20 protein-coding genes and 2 tRNA genes are annotated in these 21431 nt (G+C 70.3%); 13 read left to right on the top strand and 9 right to left on the bottom strand.

Features of this window, described 5'->3' with window-relative positions; translation table 11 throughout:
* Positions 1-21: 21 nt before the first annotated feature.
* The 7 genes from AB0P08_RS08750 (at position 22) to AB0P08_RS08720 (ending at position 6912) form a co-directional block, all read left to right on the top strand.
* Entirely contained in the window at positions 22-1122 is a 1101-nt protein-coding gene (locus tag AB0P08_RS08750; RefSeq protein WP_363589394.1) for a branched-chain amino acid aminotransferase, read from the top strand.
* Positions 1123-1312: 190 nt separating this feature from the next.
* Positions 1313-2293, top strand: a complete 981-nt coding sequence (locus AB0P08_RS08745; RefSeq protein WP_363589392.1) for a type IV toxin-antitoxin system AbiEi family antitoxin domain-containing protein — start codon at positions 1313-1315, stop codon at positions 2291-2293.
* A gap of 115 nt (positions 2294-2408) precedes the next feature.
* Positions 2409-3188 (top strand): fumarylacetoacetate hydrolase family protein, encoded by a 780-nt coding sequence (locus AB0P08_RS08740; protein ID WP_187663938.1) that lies wholly within the window; start codon positions 2409-2411, stop codon positions 3186-3188.
* Positions 3185-4444, top strand: coding sequence for an MFS transporter (locus AB0P08_RS08735; protein ID WP_363589390.1), 1260 nt, complete (start codon positions 3185-3187; stop codon positions 4442-4444). The genes AB0P08_RS08740 and AB0P08_RS08735 overlap by 4 nt, the downstream gene beginning before the upstream one ends.
* Complete coding sequence (locus AB0P08_RS08730; RefSeq protein WP_363589388.1) at positions 4441-5205, top strand: class I SAM-dependent methyltransferase; 765 nt, start codon at positions 4441-4443, stop codon at positions 5203-5205. The genes AB0P08_RS08735 and AB0P08_RS08730 overlap by 4 nt, the downstream gene beginning before the upstream one ends.
* Positions 5206-5234: 29 nt before the next feature.
* The gene (gene gltX, locus AB0P08_RS08725) at positions 5235-6740 is read left to right on the top strand and encodes a glutamate--tRNA ligase (protein WP_363589386.1); all 1506 of its coding nucleotides are present in this window, start codon (positions 5235-5237) and stop codon (positions 6738-6740) included.
* Between the two features lie 100 nt (positions 6741-6840).
* Positions 6841-6912, top strand: a tRNA-Gln gene (locus AB0P08_RS08720).
* Positions 6913-6973: 61 nt separating this feature from the next.
* Here the strand turns inward: AB0P08_RS08720 and AB0P08_RS08715 are convergent.
* Entirely contained in the window at positions 6974-7825 is an 852-nt protein-coding gene (locus AB0P08_RS08715; protein ID WP_363589384.1) for a class II glutamine amidotransferase, read from the bottom strand.
* A gap of 88 nt (positions 7826-7913) precedes the next feature.
* Positions 7914-8735, bottom strand: coding sequence for a hypothetical protein (locus AB0P08_RS08710; RefSeq protein ID WP_363589382.1), 822 nt, complete (start codon positions 8733-8735; stop codon positions 7914-7916).
* An 84-nt stretch (positions 8736-8819) separates the two neighbouring features.
* Between AB0P08_RS08710 and AB0P08_RS08705 the strand changes: the two genes are divergently transcribed.
* The 4 genes from AB0P08_RS08705 (at position 8820) to pepN (ending at position 14130) form a co-directional block, all read left to right on the top strand.
* A complete protein-coding gene (locus tag AB0P08_RS08705) occupies positions 8820-10094 on the top strand; it encodes an MFS transporter (RefSeq protein WP_363589380.1) in 1275 nt (424 codons plus the stop codon).
* Between the two features lie 263 nt (positions 10095-10357).
* Positions 10358-10513 carry a hypothetical protein gene (locus tag AB0P08_RS08700; RefSeq protein WP_363589378.1) on the top strand — a complete coding sequence of 52 codons (156 nt, stop codon included), beginning with the start codon at positions 10358-10360 and terminating at the stop codon, positions 10511-10513.
* A 73-nt stretch (positions 10514-10586) separates the two neighbouring features.
* Positions 10587-11597, top strand: coding sequence for a DNA topoisomerase IB (locus tag AB0P08_RS08695; RefSeq protein WP_363589376.1), 1011 nt, complete (start codon positions 10587-10589; stop codon positions 11595-11597).
* Positions 11598-11646: 49 nt separating this feature from the next.
* Positions 11647-14130, top strand: coding sequence for an aminopeptidase N (gene pepN / locus AB0P08_RS08690; RefSeq protein ID WP_363589374.1), 2484 nt, complete (start codon positions 11647-11649; stop codon positions 14128-14130).
* 22 nt (positions 14131-14152) lie between these two features.
* Here pepN and AB0P08_RS08685 read toward each other — a convergent pair whose 3' ends face one another.
* The 3 genes from AB0P08_RS08685 to AB0P08_RS08675 form a co-directional block, all read right to left on the bottom strand.
* Positions 14153-15079, bottom strand: coding sequence for a S1 family peptidase (locus tag AB0P08_RS08685; protein WP_363589372.1), 927 nt, complete (start codon positions 15077-15079; stop codon positions 14153-14155).
* A gap of 98 nt (positions 15080-15177) precedes the next feature.
* Positions 15178-15720 carry a GNAT family N-acetyltransferase gene (locus tag AB0P08_RS08680; RefSeq protein ID WP_363589370.1) on the bottom strand — a complete coding sequence of 181 codons (543 nt, stop codon included), beginning with the start codon at positions 15718-15720 and terminating at the stop codon, positions 15178-15180.
* Positions 15717-16355 (bottom strand): MBL fold metallo-hydrolase, encoded by a 639-nt coding sequence (locus tag AB0P08_RS08675; protein WP_187663947.1) that lies wholly within the window; start codon positions 16353-16355, stop codon positions 15717-15719. Before AB0P08_RS08675 ends, AB0P08_RS08680 begins: the two co-directional genes overlap by 4 nt.
* 150 nt (positions 16356-16505) lie before the next feature.
* On the opposite strand from AB0P08_RS08675, the gene AB0P08_RS08670 reads away from it, so the two are divergent.
* Positions 16506-16578 (top strand) — tRNA-Glu (locus AB0P08_RS08670).
* Between the two features lie 61 nt (positions 16579-16639).
* Here the strand turns inward: AB0P08_RS08670 and AB0P08_RS08665 are convergent.
* From AB0P08_RS08665 to AB0P08_RS08650, 4 genes are all read right to left on the bottom strand, one after another.
* On the bottom strand, positions 16640-17881 hold the full coding sequence (locus AB0P08_RS08665) for an MFS transporter (protein ID WP_363589368.1): 1242 nt from the start codon (positions 17879-17881) through the stop codon (positions 16640-16642).
* Positions 17881-18429 carry a helix-turn-helix domain-containing protein gene (locus AB0P08_RS08660; protein ID WP_363589366.1) on the bottom strand — a complete coding sequence of 183 codons (549 nt, stop codon included), beginning with the start codon at positions 18427-18429 and terminating at the stop codon, positions 17881-17883. The genes AB0P08_RS08665 and AB0P08_RS08660 overlap by 1 nt, the downstream gene beginning before the upstream one ends.
* A 71-nt stretch (positions 18430-18500) precedes the next feature.
* A complete protein-coding gene (locus tag AB0P08_RS08655) occupies positions 18501-19589 on the bottom strand; it encodes a DUF4349 domain-containing protein (protein ID WP_363589364.1) in 1089 nt (362 codons plus the stop codon).
* The gene (locus tag AB0P08_RS08650; RefSeq protein WP_187663951.1) at positions 19586-20143 is read right to left on the bottom strand and encodes an RNA polymerase sigma factor; all 558 of its coding nucleotides are present in this window, start codon (positions 20141-20143) and stop codon (positions 19586-19588) included. Before AB0P08_RS08650 ends, AB0P08_RS08655 begins: the two co-directional genes overlap by 4 nt.
* Before the next feature lie 266 nt (positions 20144-20409).
* On the opposite strand from AB0P08_RS08650, the gene AB0P08_RS08645 reads away from it, so the two are divergent.
* Positions 20410-21417 carry a TerC/Alx family metal homeostasis membrane protein gene (locus tag AB0P08_RS08645; protein ID WP_363589362.1) on the top strand — a complete coding sequence of 336 codons (1008 nt, stop codon included), beginning with the start codon at positions 20410-20412 and terminating at the stop codon, positions 21415-21417.
* Positions 21418-21431: the final 14 nt, after the last annotated feature.

Raw genomic sequence — 21431 nt, 5'->3', positions numbered from 1 at the left:
CCACGAGGATTGGATGACGACATGACGACGATCGACGCCGAGACGAGCGTGGCTCCCCTGGAGTTCGCCGTGACGAAGAACCTGAACGCGGCCTCGCCGGCACGCGTAGCCGAAGTGCTGGAGAACCCCGGTTTCGGGGTCGTCTTCACCGACCACATGGTCGACATCTGCTGGTCGGCCAAGGGCGGCTGGCACCGTCCGCGCGTGCAGCCCTACGGTCCGATCCCGCTCGACCCCGCCGCCTCTGTGCTGCATTACGCGCAGGAGATCTTCGAGGGCATCAAGGCCTACCGGCACGCCGACGGCTCGATCCACACCTTCCGCCCCGACCGCAACGCCGCGCGCCTGCAGGCCAGTGCCCGCCGCCTCGCGCTGCCGGAGCTGCCGACGGAGTACTTCATCCAGTCGCTGCGGGAGCTCATCGCCGTCGACGGCCGGTGGGTGCCGTCCGGTGCCGACCAGAGCCTGTACCTGCGTCCGTTCATGTTCGCCAAGGAGGCCTTCCTCGGCGTGCGGGCCGCGCAGAAGGTCGCCTACTACGTGATCGCCAGCCCCGCCGGCGCCTACTTCACCGGGGGCGTGAAGCCGGTCCGGATCTGGCTCTCCGAGGACTACGCCCGCGCCGGCCGCGGTGGCACCGGCAAGGCGAAGACGGGGGGCAACTACGCCTCCAGCCTCCTGCCGCAGGCCGAGGCCAGCGCGAAGGGCTGCGACCAGGTCGTGTTCCTCAACGAGAACCGCGACGTCGAGGAGCTCGGTGGCATGAACGTCGTGTTCGTCTTCAAGGACGGCCGCATCGTCACGCCGGAGTCCGACAGCATCCTCGAGGGCATCACGCGGGATTCGTTGCTGCAGCTCGCCGAGGACCGCGGCTACACGGTCGAGAAGCGACCGATCTCGATCGACGAGTGGCGCGAGGGTGTGGCCTCCGGCGACATCGTCGAGGTGTTCGCCTGTGGCACGGCCGCGGTCGTGACACCGATCGGCGCGCTCGTGGGCGAGGGCTTCGACGAGCCGCAGCCGCTGGGCGAGCTGGCGCTGTCGCTCCGCGAGGAGCTCACCGACATCCAGTACGGCCGCCGCGAGGACAAGCACGGCTGGCTCCTCCGCCTCGACGCCTGATTCCATTCCCCGAGACCCCGTCTTCCCGCCGACACCCCGCCGTGTCGACGCGTGGTAGGCGGGGTCTCGGCGTGTAACCGGGGTCTCGCGCGCCGGGGGCGTTCCTGCACAGTGCGGGGGGAGTGGGAAGAGGGGGGTGGGGGGTGTGGAGAACGGGGGGAGGAGAGGGTGAGCGGGGGAGAGTGAGGGGATGTCGCGGCGCCTCTCGTTCTCTGAAGCCTGGGATCTCGTGCGGTCGCGGGAGGAGGTCCTCGACGCGGGCGTCACGGAACGAGAGCTGGCGGCGGCGGTCGCGCACGGCAGGCTACGGCGCGTGCACCGCGGGGCGTATGTCGACGCGGAGGTCTGGGACGAGCTGTGGCCGGAGGGGCGGCAGCTCGTGCGGGTGTGCGCCGTCCGTCGAGCCAGTCCCGGTGGGGGCCCGGTGTTCTCGCACCTCTCCGCCGCCGCGCTCTGGGGGCTGCCGCTCGTGGGGCCGATCCGGGACGACGTGCACACCGCGATCCGCAGCCGTCGGCACACCAGGACCGAGGCCGGGGTCGTCCGACACCAGATGATGCTCGACGAGGGGGATGTCGTCCGGCGGCACGGGCTCCGGTGCACGTCGCTGGCCCGCACCGTGTTCGATCTCGCCCGACTGCTGCGACCGGAGGCCGTCGTCGCTGCGGGTGATGCGGCCCTACGGATGGTCTCGGTCGACGGGCATGAGGTCGACCCGGATGCCGTCGCCGCCTGGCGGGCCGAAGTCGAAGGCCTGTGTGCGCCCGGGCTTCGGGGCGTGCGGCGCGCGCGATGGATCGGAGTCTTCGCGGATGGGCGAGCCAAGCTTCCCGGCGAGAGCGTGAGCCGCCTCCAGTTGCATCGACTCGGGTTCCGAGACATCGATCTGCAGGTCCCCCTCGTGGGCTCCGACGGCGCGCGGTACTTCGCCGACTTCGGGTTCCCGCGGTCCCGGGCCTTCGGAGAGTTCGACGGGGAGGACAAGTACCGGGATGCGGAGCTGCGGACGATGCCCACGGCGGCCGATGCGGTGATGGCGGAGAAGCACCGCGAGGACGAGATCCGCGGGGTGACCGGCTGGCGGGTGGTGCGCTGGGGCTCCCGGCACATCCGCACCCCCGAGGATCTCGGACGACGGCTCGCCGCGTTCGGCATCCGTCCTCCCGGTTGAGTTCCACCGGGGCCCTGGGCTTCCGTCGAGACCCTGCCTCTCCCGCGCAAGCGAACTGGGGTCTCGACGACAAACCGGGGTCTCGACGACAAAGAGGGGGATCTAGGCTGGAGGCATGAAGATCGCCCGGTTCAGCCACGACGACGCCATCATGTACGGGATCATCGACGACCGCGAGCTCGTGGTCCTCGCCGGGGACCCGATGTTCTCCGGGTACGAGACCACCGGCGCCCGCGTCCCGCTGACCGAGGTCACGCTGCTCGCGCCCGTCATCCCGCGCTCCAAGGTCGTGTGCGTCGGCAAGAACTACCACGATCACGCCGCCGAGATGGGCGGAGTGGCCCCCGAGGAGCCGCTGCTGTTCCTCAAGCCGAACACCGCCGTGATCGGCCCGGATGACGCGATCGTGCGTCCCACCGCGCTGTCCGAGCGCACGGAGTACGAGGGCGAGCTCGTGGTCGTGATCGGACGGATCGCGAAGAACGTGAAGGCGGAGAACGCCCTCGACCACGTGCTCGGCTACACGATCGGCAACGACGTCACCGCACGCGACCTGCAGCGCAAAGACGGGCAGTGGTCGCGGGCGAAGGGCTTCGACACGTTCTGCCCGCTCGGACCCGTGATCGAGACGGACTTCGACCCCGCGCAGGCCACGATCGAGACGCGGGTCAACGGCGAGGTTCGCCAGCACGCGCCGCTCACCGACATGATCCACTCGGTCGCCGCGATCATCGAGTACGCCTCCGCGGTGTTCACGCTCCTTCCGGGCGACGTCATCATGACGGGGACACCCGCGGGCGTCGGCACGTTCGAGGCGGGCGACACCGTCGAGGTGGAGATCTCCGGACTCGGCATCCTGCGCAACCCCGTGCGCGACGCCGCTCCCGCGTCATGACCGACGTCGCCCTCACGGCGACGCAGCAGCAGGCGGTCCAGCGCCGCACCGTGCTCGTGCTGTCGCTGGGGCAGGTGCTGGGCGGCATCGCCTTCGGCGCCACCGTGTCGCTCGGTGCGCTGCTCGCCGCGGACATCTCCGGCAGCGACGCGCTCTCCGGGCTCGCGACGGCATCGGTGACCCTGGGCGCCGCGCTCTGCGCGATCCCGCTCGCCCGGATGGCCGCACGGCTCGGACGCCGCCGCGCCCTCACCCTCGGCAATCTCTTCGCCCTCGTCGGCATCGCCGTGGTGATCCTCGCGGCGTCGGTGCGCGTCTTCCCGCTCCTGCTCGTCGGCATCCTGCTGATCGGTGCGGGGAACGCGGGCAACCTGCAATCCCGGTTCGCGGCCACGGACCTCGCGGCGCCGCAGCACCGCGGGCGTGACCTCTCGATCGTCGTCTGGTCCACCACGATCGGCGGCGTGGCGGGACCGCTGCTGCTCGGCCCGGGGGAGATCGTCGGACAGGCGATCGGGATGCCTCCGCAGACGGGTTCCTACGTCTTCTCGTTCGTCGCGCAGTGCGCGGCGCTCGCGCTCTACCTCGTCGCCCTCCGCCCCGATCCGCTGCTGGCCGCGCAGCGACTCGCTCAGGCCGCCGCCGCGACGACGAGCGCCGTCGTGGCGGACCGCCCGCGCGTGGCCCGCTACGCGATCTTCGCCATCGCGGGGTCGCACGTGGTGATGGCGTCGGTCATGGCGATGACCCCGGTGCATCTCTCGCACATGGCCCACGGCGCTCACGGTGCGGCGGCGACACCGGCGGACGTCTCAGCGCTCGTCGGCATCACCATCGCGCTGCACGTCGGCGGCATGTACGCGCTCTCGCCGGTGTTCGGCGTGCTGGCCGACCGCTGGGGGCGGCTGCGCGTGGTGCTGCTCGGGCAGGCTCTGCTCGGCGGCGCCCTGGCCTTCGCCGTCTTCGCGGGCACCGAGGCGTGGGGCGTCATGGTCGCCCTCATTCTCCTCGGCCTCGGCTGGAGTGCCGCGACGGTCGCCGGTGCCGCGCTGCTCACCGAAGCCTCCGCGCCCGAGGTGCGCACTCGTCGTCAGGGACGCAGCGACTCGCTGATGAGCCTGTCCGCCGCCGCCGGGTCCGTCCTCGCCGGCATCGTGCTGTCGAACTTCCAGTACGCCGGGCTCGGCATCGCGGCCTCGGTGCTCGTCCTCGCGATCGTCGCGCTGTCACCGCTCACCCGGAGCAGCGCGCGGTGAAGGCCTGGGACGGCGTCGGAGAGGCCTATGCCGCTTCGTACGCCGCCCTGTGCGCCGGGACCTTCGAGCCTCTCACCGCCGCACTCGGCCCGGCGAAGGGTCGTGGCCTGCTGGACGTCGGCGCGGGGGAAGGCCGTCTCGCGTCCCGCTTCGCACGCCGGGGATGGGACGTCACAGCCTGCGAGCCCGAGCCGACGATGCGTGCCGTCGCCCACCGGGAGCACCCGACGCTGCGCATCGTCGAGGGCGGGCTGCCGACGCTGCCCTTCGGCGACGGGTCCTTCGATGCCGCCGTGGCGAACTTCGTGCTGAACCACGTCTCCTCCCCGCGGATCGCCGCCCGCGAGCTGGGTCGGGTCGCGCGTGGTCCGGTCGCCGCGACGATCTGGACCCGTTCCCCGTCGTGGTTCTGGGCGGAGGTCGTCGAACGCGCGGGGTTGCCGCCGTACGCGGGGGAGAGGCTCCCCGCCGAAGAGGACTTCGCACGCACCCCGGACGGCTTCGCGGACGTGCTCATCGAGGCCGGGCTCCCGGAGGTCGTGGTCACCGAGCACACCTGGACGTGGGAGGCCGACCCCGGCGCGCTGTGGACCTCCGTCGAAGGGGGCGTGGCCGGCGCCGGCGCCCAGTACGCCCTGCTCTCCACGGCCGAGCGCCGCCGGTTCCGCGCGGGGTTCGAGGAGACGGTCGCGGCGCATCGGGTGGGAACAGTGCTGCCCCTGGAGCACCGCGCGGCGGTGGCGGTCTCGCGCCGGGGCTGACCCGCCCGCACCCGTAGAATCGAAGGGCTATGGCTACTCCGCACCCCCTCACCACGACCGCCGCCGGCGCCGACGTCCGCGTCCGCTTCTGCCCCTCTCCGACGGGGCTGCCGCACGTCGGCATGGTCCGCACGGCTCTGTACAACTGGGCATATGCCCGTCACAACGGCGGGAAGATGGTGTTCCGCATCGAGGACACCGACGCCGCACGCGACAGCGAGGAGAGCTTCCGCCAGCTCGTCGACGCGCTCACGTGGCTGAAGATCGACTGGGACGAGGGTGTCGAGGTCGGCGGCCCGCACGCCCCGTACCGGCAGTCCGAGCGGCACGACATCTACCGCGAGGTGATCGACAAGCTCCTCGCGACCGGTGCGCTCTACGAGAGCTACTCGACGGCCGAGGAGATCGACGCCCGCAACCAGGCCAACGGCCGCGCGAAGCAGCTCGGCTACGACAACTTCGACCGTGACCTCACCGACGAGCAGAAGGCCGCCTTCCGCGCCGAGGGCCGGCAGCCCGCCCTCCGCCTGCGCGTGCCGGACGAGGACCTCACGTACGTGGACCTGATCCGCGGCGAGGTCACCTTCCCCGCCGGCTCCTTCCCGGACTTCGTCGTCGTGCGCCCCAACGGCGTGCCGCTGTACACGTTCGTGAACCCCGTCGACGACGCGCTGATGGGCATCACCCATGTCCTCCGCGGCGAAGACCTCATGCCGTCCACCGCGCGCCAGCTCTCGCTCTACGCCGCTCTCATCGACGCGGGTGTGACGACATTCGTGCCGCGGTTCGCCCACATGCCGCTCGTGCTGGGGGAGACCGGCAACAAGAAGCTCTCCAAGCGCGACCCGCAGGCCGATCTGTTCCTGCACCGGGAGCGCGGCTTCATCCACGAGGGCCTCCTGAACTACCTCGCGCTCCTGGGCTGGTCGATCGGCCCGGACCGCGACGTGTTCTCGCTCGACGAGTTCATCGCCGCGTTCGACATCGAGAACGTGAACCCGAACCCCGCCCGATTCGACCAGAAGAAGGCCGAGTCGATCAACGGCGACCACATCCGCATGCTCGACGTGACGGACTTCGCCGAGCGCACGGTGCCGTACCTCGCCGCTGCCGGTCTGTTCGACGAGCCGACCCACGAGCAGCTCGTCCTCGCCTTCCGCGCGGCGCCGCTGGTGCAGGAGCGCGTGCAGCTGCTGGGCGAGGTCCCGGGCATGCTCGGCTTCCTGTTCCGCGACGAGGTGTCGTACGACGCGGACGCGCTCAAGGGTCTGCCGGCCAACGCGGCCGCGGTGCTGGACGCCTGCGTCACCGCCCTGGAGCCGGTCACGGACTTCACCCCGGAGAAGATCCAGGAGGTGCTGTCGACGGCGCTCGTGGAGAACTTCGAGCTCAAGCCGCGCGTCGCCTACGGGCCGCCGCGTGTGGCCATCACCGGCCGCCGCGTCTCGCCGCCCCTGTTCGAGTCGATGGAGCTGCTGGGCAAGGACGAGTCGCTGCGCCGCTTGCGCGCGCTCTCGGCGTTCCTCGCGAACTGATCCGCGACGCGCCCGAGCGGCGACACGGCACCGGTGGTTTTGGTGATCGGTCGCCGCTCGGGTAAGCTTGACTCTCGGTGCGAGGCTCCGGTTTCGCCCTTGGGGTATGGTGTAATTGGCAACACGGCTGATTCTGGTTCAGTTGTTCTTGGTTCGAGTCCAGGTACCCCAGCACTTCGAAAACCCCCGCTCCGGCGGGGGTTTTCTCGTTTCCCCGGCGGGAACCTCAGTGCTCACGCAGCTTCGAGGAAGGGCTCGTACCGGTAGCCCGCCTCGTCGAGGATCGAGACCGTGGATTCGGGGACCTCTTCGAACGCACCGGGCAGATCGTTCAGCGGCTCGGAGACGATCACGTGCGCCCGGCGACCGAAGATGCGAAGACGTTCCGCATCGGGGTACATCCGACGAAGAGTCTCGATGTCGGTGGAGTGGAAGAGGGAGCGGGAGCGTCCGGCGGTCGAATAGCGGATCGCCCACACGGTGGTGCCGTCGGACACCGCGAAGGTGCCCTGCACCGGGAAGCGGATGCCATGCTCGTGGCCCACTCGCTCGGCCTCCCGGATGGCCGCCCGCATCCCCGCGATCGGATCGTCCTGCAGGCCGAGTGTCAGGGCGAGGTGGAACAGCACCTCGGAGTCGGTGGTGCCCTGGATCTCCGGGTAGAGGGAGGGATCGACGGCGAGAGTGAGGTCGCGTTTCACCGTCAGGAAGTCCGTCAGGCCGCCGTTGTGCATGAAGAGCCAGTTCGCGTGCCGGAACGGGTGGCAGTTGGTCTGCTGGACCGGCGGCCCGGCGGCGGCTCTCACATGGCTGAAGAACAGCGGGCTGCGGATCATGCGGGAGATCTCGCGCAGGTTCAGATCGTTCCAGGCGGGCTCCATGCTCCGGAACAGCGCGGGCCCCGGCGGCTGCCCCGAGTCCTCACGGTTCGACACCGGATACCAGCCGAGGCCGAACCCGTCCCCGTTCACGGTCTCCGCGCCGAGTGGCGAGTCCAGGGACTGCGCCACGAGCGAATGTCGCGCGTCGAGGATCACCTCCGACGGGTGCAGCGGTTCTCCCACATACGCCAGCCACCGACACATGTCGACACCTCGTCCCCGACCCGATCAGGTCTGTGCCCGACGATACGCTCGGTCGGCCTCCCCGGCGAGACCCGCGGATGGTGAAGCGCTACTCGCACTCTCCCAGGAACCCCAGATAGCACACGGCCTCGTGCGTGACGGCCGGCTCGGCATCGTCGTTCGAGACCTGGCGCGTCGCCGTCTCGGGCGTCCGGGTGAGGTGTCCGAAATCGCCGAGGGAGGCCACGTACATCCCGTCCGCGTCCTCCGCGATCATCCGGTCGATCTCGGCGCGGTGCTGCGCGCACAGATCCGCGGCGGTGGGGACGAGGTCGACCCCGGCGCAGGCGCCCGCGTACTCGGCCTCCATGAGGCCGATGCAGTCCGTCCAGTCCTGGTCCACCGCGCACGGGCTCACGCCGTCGTCGGCGAAGAGGTACTTGCCGGTCTCGTACTCCTCGCTGTGGAAGGTCTCGGGCTTCTCCGGCACGTCGACCTTGGTCCAGTGGCGTGCGGTCGTGAACGCGAACACCGTGACGATCGCGGCGATCAGCAGCAGCGCGCCTACGATGCCCAGCGTCACCCAGAGGCCGACCCGGCTCTTCCTCCCGGTGCTCTCCGAAGCGGGGAACGCGATCTCCGGCCCACCGGAGGAGACGGGTCCCTGCGCGGCCGCGGCCGGTGCCGGCGGCGGCGCCGCAGCGAACCCGGGCGCTGCGGCGATGGGGAGTTCGTGTCCGCCGAGCCCTGCCGCCGCGGGGGCGGGCGTCGCCGGCGCCGTGGTGGCGAGCCAGTAGTCGTACCAGGCCCGGCTCGCCTGCTCGTCCACGGCGACCTGCTGCGCCTCGGCATCGGTGAGCACGAGGCCCCAGGCCTCACGGGTCGGTGCGTGGAGCAGGGCGGAGCGGAAGTCATCGAACGACACGGGCATGTTCGCAGAATATCGGCTTTGCTCCCGGGAGCCCGGCGGTCATCCGATGTCCGCGGCTCCTGGAACAATGACGAGGTGATCGGTATGAGGTCTTTCTGGAACGCGTTGCCCACCGAGGGGCGCTGGCTGCTGTCGACCGTGGCGATCCAGACGCTCGGGCGGGGGATGACGCTGCCGTTCACGATCATCTACCTCCATGAGGTGCGCGGCTTCGACCTCGGGTTCTCTGGGGCGCTCATGAGCCTCATCGCGATCACGGGGCTCGTCGTCACGGGCCCCGGCGGTACGCTCATCGACCGCTTCGGCGCCCGCCGTGTGCTGATCGTGGGACTGCTCTCGATGATCGCGGGGTGCACGCTCCTCGCCTACGCCACGCATCCCGCCGTCGCGACCGTCGCGGTCGTGCTCATCGGGGTGAACTTCGGGGTCTCCTGGCCCGGCTTCAACGCGCTCATCGCCTCGGTGGTCGACGGCGAGGTCCGTCAGCAGTACTTCGGCGTGAACTTCGCCCTCGTCAACCTCGGCATCGGCGTGGGCGGCATCATCGGCGGCTTCTTCGTCGACGTGACGGAGCCGGCGACCTTCACCACGATCTTCCTCATCGACGCGGCCACGAGCCTCATCCCGCTGGCACTGCTCCTGGGTCCGCTCCGGCACGTGCGCACGCAGGCGGAGCCCGACCCGGCGGTCACCACCGAGGGCGGCTACCGGGAGATCCTCCGTCGGCCGGCGGTGCTGTGGATGACGCTGCTGACCTTCTTCTCCGTTTTCATCGGGTACGGACAGATCGAGGCGGGCTTCCCCGCCTACGCCCGTCAGATCGCGCAGGTGTCGACCGCCGTGGTCGGCATCTCGTTCGCGGTGAACACGGCTGTCATCGTGCTGCTGCAGTTCGCCGTCCTCCGCCTCATCAACGGTCGCCGCCGCACCAGGGTCATGCAGGTCATGGCGCTCATCTGGGCCGTCTCCTGGGTCATGCTCGGTGCCGCGGGTCTGCTCCCCGACTCGGTCACGGCCGCGATCGCGGTGATCGCGTTCATGGGCGTCTTCGCGTTCGGGGAGACCATGATGCAGCCGACGATCCCCGCCATCTACAACGATCTCGCGACCGACCGCACCCGCGGCCGCTACAACGCCCTCAACTCCGCCGCTTTCCAGGGCGGAGCGATCCTCGGCCCGCTCGTCGCAGGGGTGCTCCTCGGCGTCGGCGTCAGCGGGTGGTTCATCGCGGTCATGGTCGCGGGCAGTCTCGCCGTCGGTGTGCTGGCGATGGTGCTGGAGCGGGTGCTCCCGGAAGCGGCCAACGGCAGCGTCGAGGTCCATCGAACGGACGAGGTCGAGCGGACGCCGCCGGTCTAGGCTCCGAGCATGGCCCTCGAACCGCTCTTCCTCCGTCTCGACCGGATCGCGGGTGGGCGGCAGGCCGGCGTACTGATCAGCGACGCCGGCCGCACTCACCCCAGGACGCTCCGTGCCTTCACCTGGATCCTCTGGCTCCTCGTCGCCGAGCTGGTGCTCGGGGTGGGCGCTGTCGTGGTCGCCCTGGTGCGCGCCGCGGATGGCGTTGGGCCTACCTCCGACTGCGGCTGTTCGCGCAGATCTTCCCGGTCATCACGCTCGTCATGGCGGCGATCCCCGGTCTCTATCCCGTCTGGATGGTCACCGAGCAGATCGTCTTCAGCCTGATCATGATCGGCATCGCTGACTTCCTCACCAGCGACCACATGCGGGCGGTCTTCGCGAAGGACGCCGACGCGGATAGCACGCCGGCGGGGTGAGACGCCACTCCCTTCCCGCCGAGACCGGGGTCACTCCACACTCGGAGGAGCTGCACGGCGGGAGGAGAGACGCATGGCGCGACTGGTGCGAGTGGTACCCGGTCAGGACCCGGGCTTCACGCGGAAGCGGACGAGCTCGGGGTTCCGGTACGTCGATCCGATGGGGGAGCCTGCGCCCGAGGCGGATCGCGAACGCATCAGCGACCTGGTGATCCCGCCGGCGTGGCAGGACGTGTGGATCGCGGCCGACCCGCTCGCGCACATCCAGGCCGTGGGGATCGACACCGCCGGTCGTAAGCAGTACCTCTACCACCCGCTCTGGCGTGTCTCCCGCGACCGTCGCAAGTTCGTCCGCGCACTGGACCTCGCCGCGGCCCTGCCCAGCGCCCGCGCGCAGGTCACCAAGGCTCTCAAGGAGGACGGCCAGACGAAGGAGCGAGCCCTCGCGATCGCCTTCCGCCTGCTCGACGACGCCGCGCTGCGGATCGGTTCGGAACGCTACCTGGCGCGCCACGGCAGCCGCGGCCTGACCACGCTCCGCCGCCGCGACGTCCGCATCGACGGCGGCGATGTCGCCCTGTCCTTCCCGGCGAAGAGCGGACAGACCGCCGCGATCGAGATCACCGACGAATCCCTCGCCGAAGCCCTCACCGACTTCGCGAGCGGCGCCTCCACCGCCTTCCTCCTGGCCTACCGGAAAGGCCGGCGGCGGGTGAAGATCACGCCCGCCGAGGTCAACACGTACCTCAAGGACGTGCTGGGGGCCAGCTTCTCCGCCAAGGACTTCCGCACCCTCCACGGCACGATCATCGCCGCAGACGCCCTGGCCCGCATCGGCGTCCTCGACCGCCGCGGACAGCGGAACCAGGCCGAGCGCCTCGCGGTGCAGGCGGCGGCGACCGCCCTGGGCAACACGACTGCCGTCGCCCGCAACAGCTACATCGACCCTCGGGTGTTCCGGCAGTACGGCCGGGGGAGGACGCTCGACCTCGATGTGACCCCGGAGACGGCGATCCGGCGGCTGCTGGGCGGGCCCGAGACGTCGCGGAAGGTCAACCGGCGCGGTGCCGGGCGGCGCGGATGAGGCCGCGGGAGCTCCCCAGCTGACCTCGGGAAGATGCCAGGATGGAGGGATGCACACCGCGAACCTGACCCGTGAGGAGACCGCGGCGCGATCCGCCGCGATCACCCTGCACCGCATCCGCGTCGAGCTGGACCTGACCGGAGCCCCGGAGCGGGCGCGCACGGGCTTCCCGACGACGACGGTCCTGGAGTTCGATGCGACGGTCCAGAGCACGTGGCTGGACTTCATCGGCGAGGAGGTCCGGCGCGTCGAGGTGAACGGGGAGGAGCGGGACGTCGTCTACGACGGGGCGCGCCTCACGATCGACGACCTCGCGGCGTCGAACGTCGTGCGCATCGAAGCGGTCGGCGCCTACAGCCGGTCGGGGGAGGGCCTGCACCGGTTCCACGACCCGGCTGACGACCGCACCTACCTCTACACGCAGTACGAGCCCGCGGACTCCCGTCGCGTGATGGCCTGCTTCGAGCAGCCGGACATGAAGGCGGAGTACACCTTCGTCATCGACGCGCCGTCCGGGTGGGAGGTGCTCTCGAACCAGTCGCCGGCCCACGTCGACCTCGGCGTCGGCGTCCAGCGCGTGCAGTTCGCCCCCACGCTGCCGATCTCGAGCTACATCACGGCGGTCGCGGCCGGCCCGTACGCCCGTGTCGACGGGGAGTGGACCAGAGACGAGCAGCGAGTGGCCCTCGGCGTGCTCGTCCGCCGCTCGCTCGTCGAGCACCTCGAGGCCGACGAGATCCTCGAGGTCACCCGGCAGGGGCTCGACTTCTTCACCGACGCCTTCGCCTATCCCTACCCGTGGGGCAAGTACGACCAGATCTTCGTCCCCGAGTACAACCTCGGCGCGATGGAGAACCCCGGCCTGGTCACCTTCACGGAAGGCTACCTCTCGCGTGGTGCTGCCACCGAGGCGCAGCGGGCAGGCAGGGCCAACACGATCCTGCACGAGATGGCGCACATGTGGTTCGGCGACCTCGTCACGATGACGTGGTGGGACGACCTCTGGCTCAAGGAGTCCTTCGCCGACTACATGGGATCGCACGCCTCGGCGGTAGCCACCCGGTTCCACGACGCGTGGGTGACGTTCGCCATGCGGCGCAAGGCCTGGGCCTATCAGCAGGACCAGCTGCCGACGACGCACCCCATCGTCGCCGACATCCCCGACCTGGAGGCCGCGAAGCTGAACTTCGACGGCATCACCTACGCCAAGGGCGCCTCGGTGCTGAAGCAGCTCGTCGCGTTCGTGGGCGACGAGGCGTTCTTCGAAGGCGCCCGGCGGTACTTCGCGGCCAACGCGTTCGGCAACACCACCCTCGACGACTTCCTCGTCGAGCTCAGCGCGGTGTCCGGCAGGGACATGACCGATTGGGCGGGCGCCTGGCTGCAGACGACGGGCGTCTCGACCATCTGGGTGGAGACCGACGCCGACGGCGCACAGCACCTCGTCCAGGACGACGTCCGTCCGCACCGCCTGCGGATCGGACTGTACGACCGCGTGGACGGCCGGATCGTGCGTCGGGAGCAGCGGGAGCTGGATCTGATCGGGGAGCGGGTCGAGATCGAGCTCCCCGAGGCTGATCTCGTGTTGCTCAACGACGACGACCTCACCTACGCGAAGGCGCGCCTGGACGAGCGGTCGCTCCGCACCGTCGAGGAATCCCTCTCGGACATCGAGGACCCGCTCGCCCGGGCGCTCGTGTGGTCGTCGTTGTGGAACGCCACCCGAGACGGCGAGCTCGATGCCGCCCGTTTCGTCGCGATCGTGCGCGCGCACGCACCGCGGGAGTCGAACGGCGGTCTGCTGGCTGCGGCGCTGCTCGACGCCGCGTTCGCGCTGCGGCACTTCGTTTCCGACGACCGACGCGCCGCGGAGCAGCGCGCCTGGACCGAGACGACGTGGGCGGCACTGCAGCAGGCGGACGCCGCCAGCGACTCCCAGCTCTCCTGGGCGCGTGCGCTGGCCGCCGCCTCGGCGTTCGATGACGTCCACCACGCGGAGGTCCGGGCCCTGCTCGACGGCGACGTGCCGGACGGACTCGTCGTGGATCCCGATCTGCGCTGGCAGCTCCTCACGGCCCTCGTCACGACCGGTCACGCCGACGCCTCGGACATCGCGGCCGAGGAGGAGAGGGACGACACCGGCGACGGACGCACCGCCGCCCGCCGCGCCCGCGCCTCCGTCCCCGACGCGGCGGTACGCGCGGCCGCCTGGACCGCCGCGTGGGAAGACCAGTCGCTGACGAACGACCACCTCGATGCCGAGATCGGCGGCTTCCGCGCCGGTGGCCGCCGTGACCTCATCGAGTCCTACGACGAGGAGTACTTCGCGCGGATCGGGACCGCGTGGACGGACCGGAGCATCGAGATCGCTCGTCGGCTGGTGATCGGGCTGTTCCCCGCCCGTTCGTCGCTGGATCTCGTCGATGCGTGGCTCTCGGTCAACCCCGAGGCCCCGGCGGCGCTGCGACGACTCCTCATCGAGCAGCGCGACCACCTCGCGCGTGACCTGCGGGTGCGTGGCGCTCAGGGCTGACCGACAGCGATTCCGGCAGCGGTCAGCGCCTCAGGCTCTTCGCGGTGGCCTTGCCCTCAGGGGACTCTGCCAGCGTGTCCCAGAGATCTGCAGAACTCAGCGACACGTACACCCCGGGGGCGCCCTGCTCACCGCAGCCGTCCCCGTAGGACACGATGCCGATCTGGTACGCGGTGTCGCGAGCCGGTGGTCGGCGGAACAGCGGCCCGCCGCTGTCCCCCTGACAGGAGTCCTTGCCGACGACACCGGCGCACATGTTCACCCCCGGTCGAAAGGAGTCGTAGGCGAGTTCACACTCCTCCGTCGCGAGCATGGGCACCTGGACCTGACGGAGACGGTCCGGGAAGTTCCCGAGGGCGGTGTCGGTGTTGCCCCAGCCGATGACCGTCGCCGACTGTCCGGGACGAAGGAGGGCATCCGTCCCCTTGGTGGGCAGCTTCACGGGCACGATCCCCGAGATCGGGCGGTCGAGCGTCACGAAGGCGAGATCGTAGGCCTCGTCCCCTTGGAGGTAGCGAGGGTGGACGATGACCGGGCCACCGGCTTCCGCGCCGGCGAGACCGCGATCCTGACCCTGACTGCCGTCGGACAGCACGGTGCGGCCGACCGTGACGGTCACTCCGTCCACGTCCGGCACCGGGAGCCCGCTGAGGGGATCGGCGCCGGTGACGCAATGCGCGGCGCTCATCACGACGCGCGGCGCCACCAGCGAGCCGCCGCAGAAGGCCTCGCCGGCGAACTGGAGGGACGCCATGAACGGATAGGCGTCGTTCGGCACTGCCGTGCCTCCGATGATCCGTGAGCTGGCGCGTTCGTCGCGGTCGCCGGAATCGCCGTCCGCCCACGCCGTCGTCGCGGGGGTGCCGACGATGCCGGACGCGACGAGGGCGACGCCGGCGAGGGCGAGCCCGATCCTTTTCCTGCTCTGGTGAACTCCGGTCATCATCATGAGGATTGTTCCTTTCGTGACAGGTAACACGTTACAAGGGCCCAGTACAGCAGCCGGGCACGGCAGGAGCAAGAGTTCCCCGGTATCCTGGCCGGCTGTCAGGACGGGCTGTCGGGCACGCGTTCCACGGTCATGCCCATCACCGTGCGCACGATCCACGGATGGGCGCGATCGTCATCGATGTGGGTCATGCCGAGCTTCTCCGCCACACCGCGGGACGCCTCGTTCGCGGGGTGGATGATGGCGGTGAGGAGCGTGGGAGCGAAGGTCCGCGCGACGAGGTCGACACAGGCGCGTGCGGCCTCGGTGGCATAGCCTCGGCGCTGGCGATCGACGCGGACGTGGTAGCCGACTTCGAGCACGGGAGCGCCGTTCACCGACTGCCAGGTGAGGCCGCAGTCGCCGAGGAACTCGCCGTCGTGCGTCTCGATGATCCAGAGACCGTGGCCGTCCTCGCGGTAGCGCTGCTGCATCCGCCCGATCCACTCGGCGGCTTCCGCTCGCGACTTGGGCGCGGGGTAGTACGCCATGACCTCCGGATCACCCAGGAGCGCCGCCATGTCGCCGAGATCGTCCGCGATCATCTCCCGGAATGCGAGTCGCGGGGTCGGGGCGGGCAGGAGGCGGCGTGGTCCGCTCACAGATCGATGGTGTCGCCGGGCTCGAGCACGAGGAACTCGCCGCCGCCCTGCTCGGTCGCCCACTGCAGCCGCTGCCGGTGCATGTTCTTGCCGATCACGGACAGGGTCATGTCGTGCGTGCCGAACGCGCGTCGGGGCTTCACGGCCAGGACGTAGTCGATGGCGTCCCCGATCTTGAGCCACGGGGCTCCGAGCGGCGCGGCGAGGGTGCCGACCTCGACGCCTTCCGGCACCGCATACGAGTCGCCGGGGTAGTAGAACGTGTCGTTGACGAGCACGCCCACGTTGTCGATCGTCGGGATCGAGGAGTGGATCACCGCGTGCGTGCCACCGAAGAAGCGCAGAGTGAAGGCGCCGACCTCCACGGTGTCGCCGGGGGAGACGACCGTGACCTCGTAGCCCTCCGCCGCCTTCGCCACGCCCTCCGGCCCGAAGATCGGGGTCCCGGGGGCCGCGCGGAGGATCCGGTCGAGGTGCTCCGGCGTCCAGTGGTCGGGGTGCTCGTGCGTGAGCACGATGGCGACCAATCCGCTGAGGTCGTGCAGCGGGGCTGTGAAGGATCCCGGATCGATCAGGAGGGTGTCGTCGTTCTGGTCCAGGCGGAGGGTGGCATGTTCGAACTTGGTGACGCGCATGAGACGAGTCAACTCCTTCCCGGGGTCTGCGGCAAACGGAAATCGGCGCGCCACGCCCGGGATCTCGGGTGGACTGGCCTCGATTTGGCGCAGTGAGAATCGCCGTGGCATACTTGAACGGTTGTCGCGGAACGGAAAAGTTCCGCAAACGGCCCCATCGTATAGCGGCCTAGTACGCCGCCCTCTCACGGCGGTAACGCGGGTTCGAATCCCGCTGGGGTCACACAACACGACGAAAGCCCTCCGGTTCCCCGGGGGGCTTTCGCCGTTCCCGGGCGTGCGCGTCAGTCATCCGCGCGCAGCGACAGGGTCCGGAACGCGCGAGCCCGGAGCGGCACGAGCATGAGCGCCGTCATCGCACCACCGGCCACGACGAACGGCACCCAGACGGCGGTGACGGTCGCGAGCGCGCCGAAGCCCGCCATCGCGAGCGGCATCAGGCAGTCGTCGCCGAGCCGGGTGAGGGACCCCATCCGACCGAGGAAGGCGGTGTCCACCGTCGCGGCGAAGGTCGCGCTCAGCAGCACGGAGGCGTAGCCCGCGGTGGCGCCGACGACGGTGGCGGCGACGGCCACCGTCCAGACGGGGCCGAACCCGAGCGCGACGATTCCCGCTCCCTGGACGAGGAGCGCGCCGAACCCGCTCCGCGCCTCGTGGCGCGGCCGCCATCTCGCGACCGCGGCAGCTCCCACGGCGGCGCCGAGGCCGAGGAGGCCCTCGAAGAGGCCGACCGCGGGAGCCCCCCAACCCTCGTCGTGCGCCCGCAGAGCCAGGCCGATGCCGATGGCGGGGCCCACGGCGAGATTGAGTCCGGAGAGGGCGACGACGAGAGTGCGCGTCGTGTGGTTCGCTCCGAGGTGGGCGAACGCCGCGCCGATCGCGCGCAGGGACGAGGTGCGCGGGGCCCGGGCGAGCCGGAACCGCGGGCGCAGGACGATCGCCAGGAACCCGACGACCAGGGCGAAGGTCACCGCGTTCGCGGATGCGCTCCCCGCGAGACCGGCTTGGGCGACGAGCAGGCCGCCCAGCGCGGCGCCCCCCATCGTGCCGAGGCGCGACGCCGTCTGGATGACGGCCGCGTAGGAGGGGAGATCGTCGGTGCGTACCAGCTGTCGCCCGATGGTGCCGGCGGAGGGTTCGTAGAACGCGTCGCACACCCCGAACGCCACGGCGGCGGCGAGCAGGACGGGCACGGTGGGCGCATGCGAGACCGTCCACACGGCGGCGGCGACGAGCACCCCCACACGCACCGCATTGCAGACGATCATCACCCGGCGGGCGTCGGCGCGATCCGCGATGACCCCGCCGAAGAGCAGCACCATTGCGCGCGGAACCGTGCCGGCGGCGACGATGAGTCCGGCGACGGCGGGGGAGGCGATCTGCACGGCGGTCCACGCCAACGCGATCGTCCACACGGTGTCGCCGGCGTCGGACAGAGCCTTCACGCCGATCCACGCGTGCACCATCCGGTCACGCCGGAACGGAGGAGGACTGGTGAGCTCGAGGGGCGGGGTGAGCGCGGTCATCACGGCTCCGTGGGGAACGCGTGGGCGAAGAAGAAGACGGGCGTGCGCGCCTGGCCGTCGCCTTCGTCGATCGAGGCCTGCCAGTCCCGCACCACGTCCAGCACGCGCGCGGAGAGGTCGCGCAGTTCCTCCGGGGTCGCCCACGCGGTGGTCTCCGTGTTGGAAGCGTCGTAGGCCGCGACGGCGGGCTCCCCTCGGCGTCGGTGCCAGCGCTGGAGGCGGTCGATCTGCATGCGGATGCCCTGCCGCTGTGCTTCCCGGGCGAGAAGGGCATCGGCGGGGGAGTCGACGAAGTCCTCCACCGACCAGGTGAGGCCGCGCCGGGCGACGGTCCACCAGCTCGTGCGCCGGTCGCCGGTCGGATCGGCGGCACGCTCGACGATCCCGGCTCGCTCGAGCATCCGGAGGTGATGGCTGATGCTGCCGACCTGGCTGTCGAGCGCACGGGCGAGGGCGGTCACCTGCGAGGCGCCGTACAGCAGCAGATAGTCGTAGATGCGGCGCCGCAGCGGGTGATGCACGGCGGTGATCACGGAGATGTCTTCCACGCTCCGAAGGCTAAGCAGCGACCCGGATGCGCACAAGAGTTCTTGTATACCGCGGAAAAGCGCGGTTCCCGCTAATCCTCCCGGACGGGCGGAGCTGCGGGCGCCCGCCGCTTCCGCCGGCCACGGCGGAGGAGCCAGACGACCAGCACGACGACAGCGACCACCGCGAGCCAGGGGAGGAGGAAGCCGACCGCGATCACCAGGGCGTTGAGTGAGACCACGAGCCCGTTCCACCCGGCCAGCAGACCGTCGCCGAAGCCGGCGGGGTCTGCCGACGCCGTGGTGCCGCTGCGGGACAGCTCCACGGTGAGCGACGACAGGGCCACCTGGTCCTCCAGCGCGGCGAGCTGCTGTTCGTACGACTCGAGCTGCGCCTGGCGATCGGTGAGCGCGACTTCCGCCTCGATGAGATCGGCGACAGTGCCCGACTGCCCCATGAGCTCCGTGAGCCGCTGCACCGACGCACGGGTCGACTCCACGCGGGCGCGGAGGTCGATCGCCGTGGCGGTGACGTCCTGCTTCGTGACGGAGGACGACAGCACCTCACCGGTGTCGCCGAGGGCGGCGATCACCGTGGTCAGATCGTCGGCGGGGACGCGGATCGTGATCCAGCCGTACCCGGAATCCGCGGGAGCCGGCTCGGCGGGGGCATCCGACGAGACCGCTCGGCCGACCTCGGTGCTCTCGACGTAGCCGCCGTGCTCGACGGCGAGATCGCCGATGGCGGATGCGGCGTCGGCGATGTCCTGCACCTGCACCGACGCCTGGGCGGTGGCGACGATGTCACGGGCGTCCTCGGCAGACGCCGCGGCGTCCGATCCGACGGTGCCGGGAAGGGGCGCCCCTTCGACGGCGCGGTCCGGCACGGCCGAGCCCGCCTCGTCGGTCGACCAGCCCGCGGTGCCGTCCGCTGTGGATACGGACGAGCCGCCGCCTCCGACGGCGCCGAGGATCGGCGGGGTCACCAGGACCCCGACGACGAAGGCCGCCGCGATCCCTCCGGCGGTGAGCCATCGGCGTCGACGGTTCCGGGCGTGTTCGGTTCGCGGAGACAGCGGGCGCCGCTCGCTGCGGATCTCGGTGAAGACGGCCTCCTCGATCCGGGCGACGGTCGCGTCCGACAGTGGCGGGAGGCTCTCCTGCGGGGTCTGGTGGTTCATGCGTCCCTCACTTCCTTGACGGCGCCGCGCAGCTGGGTGCGCACGCGTGAGAGACGGTTCCGGACGACGGCGTGCGTCACGCCGAGCTCGTCGGCGGCGGCCTGGTACGCGTAGCCCTCGGACGCGCACAGCCGGAAGATCTCCCGGTCGAGCTCGCTCAGGGTGCCCACCTCCGCGGCGATCCTCGCGGCGAGCGCCGCCGTGATCACCTGCTCCTCGACGCTGACGACGTCCGGGAGCTGATCGTCCGCCGCGTCCGTCGTGTGCGCCTGGTCGCGACGGCGCTGGCGCAGCCGGTTCGCGGACTGGAAGCGGCAGATCGTCGCGAGCCAGGGGAGGATCGACTCTCCCTGCAGCTCCAGATCCGGAAGCTTCCGCCAGGCGACCACGAAGGTCTCCTGCGCCACGTCCTCCGCGTCGGCGGGGGAGCCCAGGATCCCGTGGGCGATCCAGTACACGGGGCGCACGTGGGCGCGGTACAGCGCGCGGAAGGCGCTCTGATCGCCGGCCGCCGCCTGGGCGGCCCATCGCTGGTCACTCGTCTGCGCGGGCATCCTGGTTCCGTTCGGTGTCTCTCCCTCGAGAGTGTCGGCGGATGACCCATCGTCTCAGCACGGCCTCGGATCCGCAGCGGGTGGGGACTTCCTCGTCCGCGCGGCTCCCACCTCCGGTAGCATGGCCCGGGCGAGAGGGAGTATCCCGAATCCGCGCGTAACGTCATCACGAGCATCGACACCGCTGCTCCGGGCGCGCGCCGCACATCTGCGGGGGAGAGACTTTCGACTCATTCCCGACCCCTCGCGAAAGGTGCACAGCGCCCGTGGACATCCCCGTCTGGTTCGAGATCACGTCGATGGTCGTCCTCACGATCATCCTGATCGGCGACCTGCTCCTCATCCGGCTGCGCCCGCACATCCCCTCCACCAAGGAGTCGACGCTGTGGGTCGTGTTCTACGTGGGCCTCGCGCTGCTCTTCGCGGTGCTGCTGGGCAATGTGGGCGGATGGCAGAACGCCGGGGACTTCATCACCGGGTGGGCGCTGGAGTACAGCCTCTCCGTCGACAACCTGTTCGTCTTCGTGCTGATCATGGCGCAGTTCGCGGTGCCGCGACGTCTGCAGCAGCAGGTCCTGATGGTCGGGATCATCATCGCGCTGGTGCTGCGCGGGCTCTTCATCCTCGTGGGCGTGACGATCATCGAGAACTTCTCGCCGATCTTCTACCTGTTCGGCGCCTTCCTCGTCTACACGGCCATCCGTCAGGCGATGCCGGAGGGTGAGCACGAGGACGACGTCAAGCGCGAGAACTTCATCGTCCGGCTGCTCCGCCGCCGGATCGACATCAGCGAGACCTACGACGGCTCGAAGATCCGCACGACCGTCGACGGGAAGCGGATGTGGACGCCGATGATCATCGTGTTCATCACGATCGGCGTCACGGACCTCATCTTCGCGATCGACTCGATCCCCGCGATCTTCGAGATCACGACCAACGGCTTCCTCGTCTTCGCCGCGAACATCTTCGCCCTCATGGGGCTGCGCCAGCTCTACTTCCTCCTCGGCGACCTCCTGGACCGCCTCCGCTACCTGCACTACGGCATCGCCGTCATCCTCGGGTTCATCGGCATCAAGCTGATCCTGCACGCGCTGCACGTCAACGAGCTCCCGTTCATCAACGGCGGCGAGCACGTGGAGTGGGTGCCCGACATCGACAACATGGTGTCGCTCGGCGTGATCCTCGTGTCGATGACGGTCGCGACGATCGCGAGCCTGATCGCGTCGTCCAGGGAGAAGCGCGCGGAGAAGCGCGTCGCTCACGTCGGAGACTGAGTCCGCGCGGAGCG

It is taken from the genome of Microbacterium meiriae (assembly GCF_040686935.1).
Lineage (GTDB): Bacteria > Actinomycetota > Actinomycetes > Actinomycetales > Microbacteriaceae > Microbacterium > Microbacterium meiriae.
This window is presented reverse-complemented; position numbering and strand designations above follow the sequence as displayed.

Excerpts from the sequence above, each read along its gene's own strand:
- AB0P08_RS08750 (WP_363589394.1), top strand. The coding sequence starts at position 22 with ATGACGACGATCGACGCCGAGACGAGCGTGGCTCCCCTGGAGTTCGCC.
- AB0P08_RS08745 (WP_363589392.1), top strand. The coding sequence starts at position 1,313 with ATGTCGCGGCGCCTCTCGTTCTCTGAAGCCTGGGATCTCGTGCGGTCG.
- AB0P08_RS08740 (WP_187663938.1), top strand. The coding sequence starts at position 2,409 with ATGAAGATCGCCCGGTTCAGCCACGACGACGCCATCATGTACGGGATC.
- AB0P08_RS08735 (WP_363589390.1), top strand. The coding sequence starts at position 3,185 with ATGACCGACGTCGCCCTCACGGCGACGCAGCAGCAGGCGGTCCAGCGC.
- gltX (WP_363589386.1), top strand. The coding sequence starts at position 5,235 with ATGGCTACTCCGCACCCCCTCACCACGACCGCCGCCGGCGCCGACGTC.
- AB0P08_RS08715 (WP_363589384.1), bottom strand. The coding sequence starts at position 7,825 with ATGTGTCGGTGGCTGGCGTATGTGGGAGAACCGCTGCACCCGTCGGAG.
- AB0P08_RS08710 (WP_363589382.1), bottom strand. The coding sequence starts at position 8,735 with ATGCCCGTGTCGTTCGATGACTTCCGCTCCGCCCTGCTCCACGCACCG.
- AB0P08_RS08705 (WP_363589380.1), top strand. The coding sequence starts at position 8,820 with ATGAGGTCTTTCTGGAACGCGTTGCCCACCGAGGGGCGCTGGCTGCTG.
- AB0P08_RS08700 (WP_363589378.1), top strand. The coding sequence starts at position 10,358 with ATGGCGGCGATCCCCGGTCTCTATCCCGTCTGGATGGTCACCGAGCAG.
- AB0P08_RS08695 (WP_363589376.1), top strand. The coding sequence starts at position 10,587 with ATGGCGCGACTGGTGCGAGTGGTACCCGGTCAGGACCCGGGCTTCACG.
- pepN (WP_363589374.1), top strand. The coding sequence starts at position 11,647 with ATGCACACCGCGAACCTGACCCGTGAGGAGACCGCGGCGCGATCCGCC.
- AB0P08_RS08685 (WP_363589372.1), bottom strand. The coding sequence starts at position 15,079 with ATGATGATGACCGGAGTTCACCAGAGCAGGAAAAGGATCGGGCTCGCC.
- AB0P08_RS08675 (WP_187663947.1), bottom strand. The coding sequence starts at position 16,355 with ATGCGCGTCACCAAGTTCGAACATGCCACCCTCCGCCTGGACCAGAAC.
- AB0P08_RS08665 (WP_363589368.1), bottom strand. The coding sequence starts at position 17,881 with ATGACCGCGCTCACCCCGCCCCTCGAGCTCACCAGTCCTCCTCCGTTC.
- AB0P08_RS08655 (WP_363589364.1), bottom strand. The coding sequence starts at position 19,589 with ATGAACCACCAGACCCCGCAGGAGAGCCTCCCGCCACTGTCGGACGCG.
- AB0P08_RS08650 (WP_187663951.1), bottom strand. The coding sequence starts at position 20,143 with ATGCCCGCGCAGACGAGTGACCAGCGATGGGCCGCCCAGGCGGCGGCC.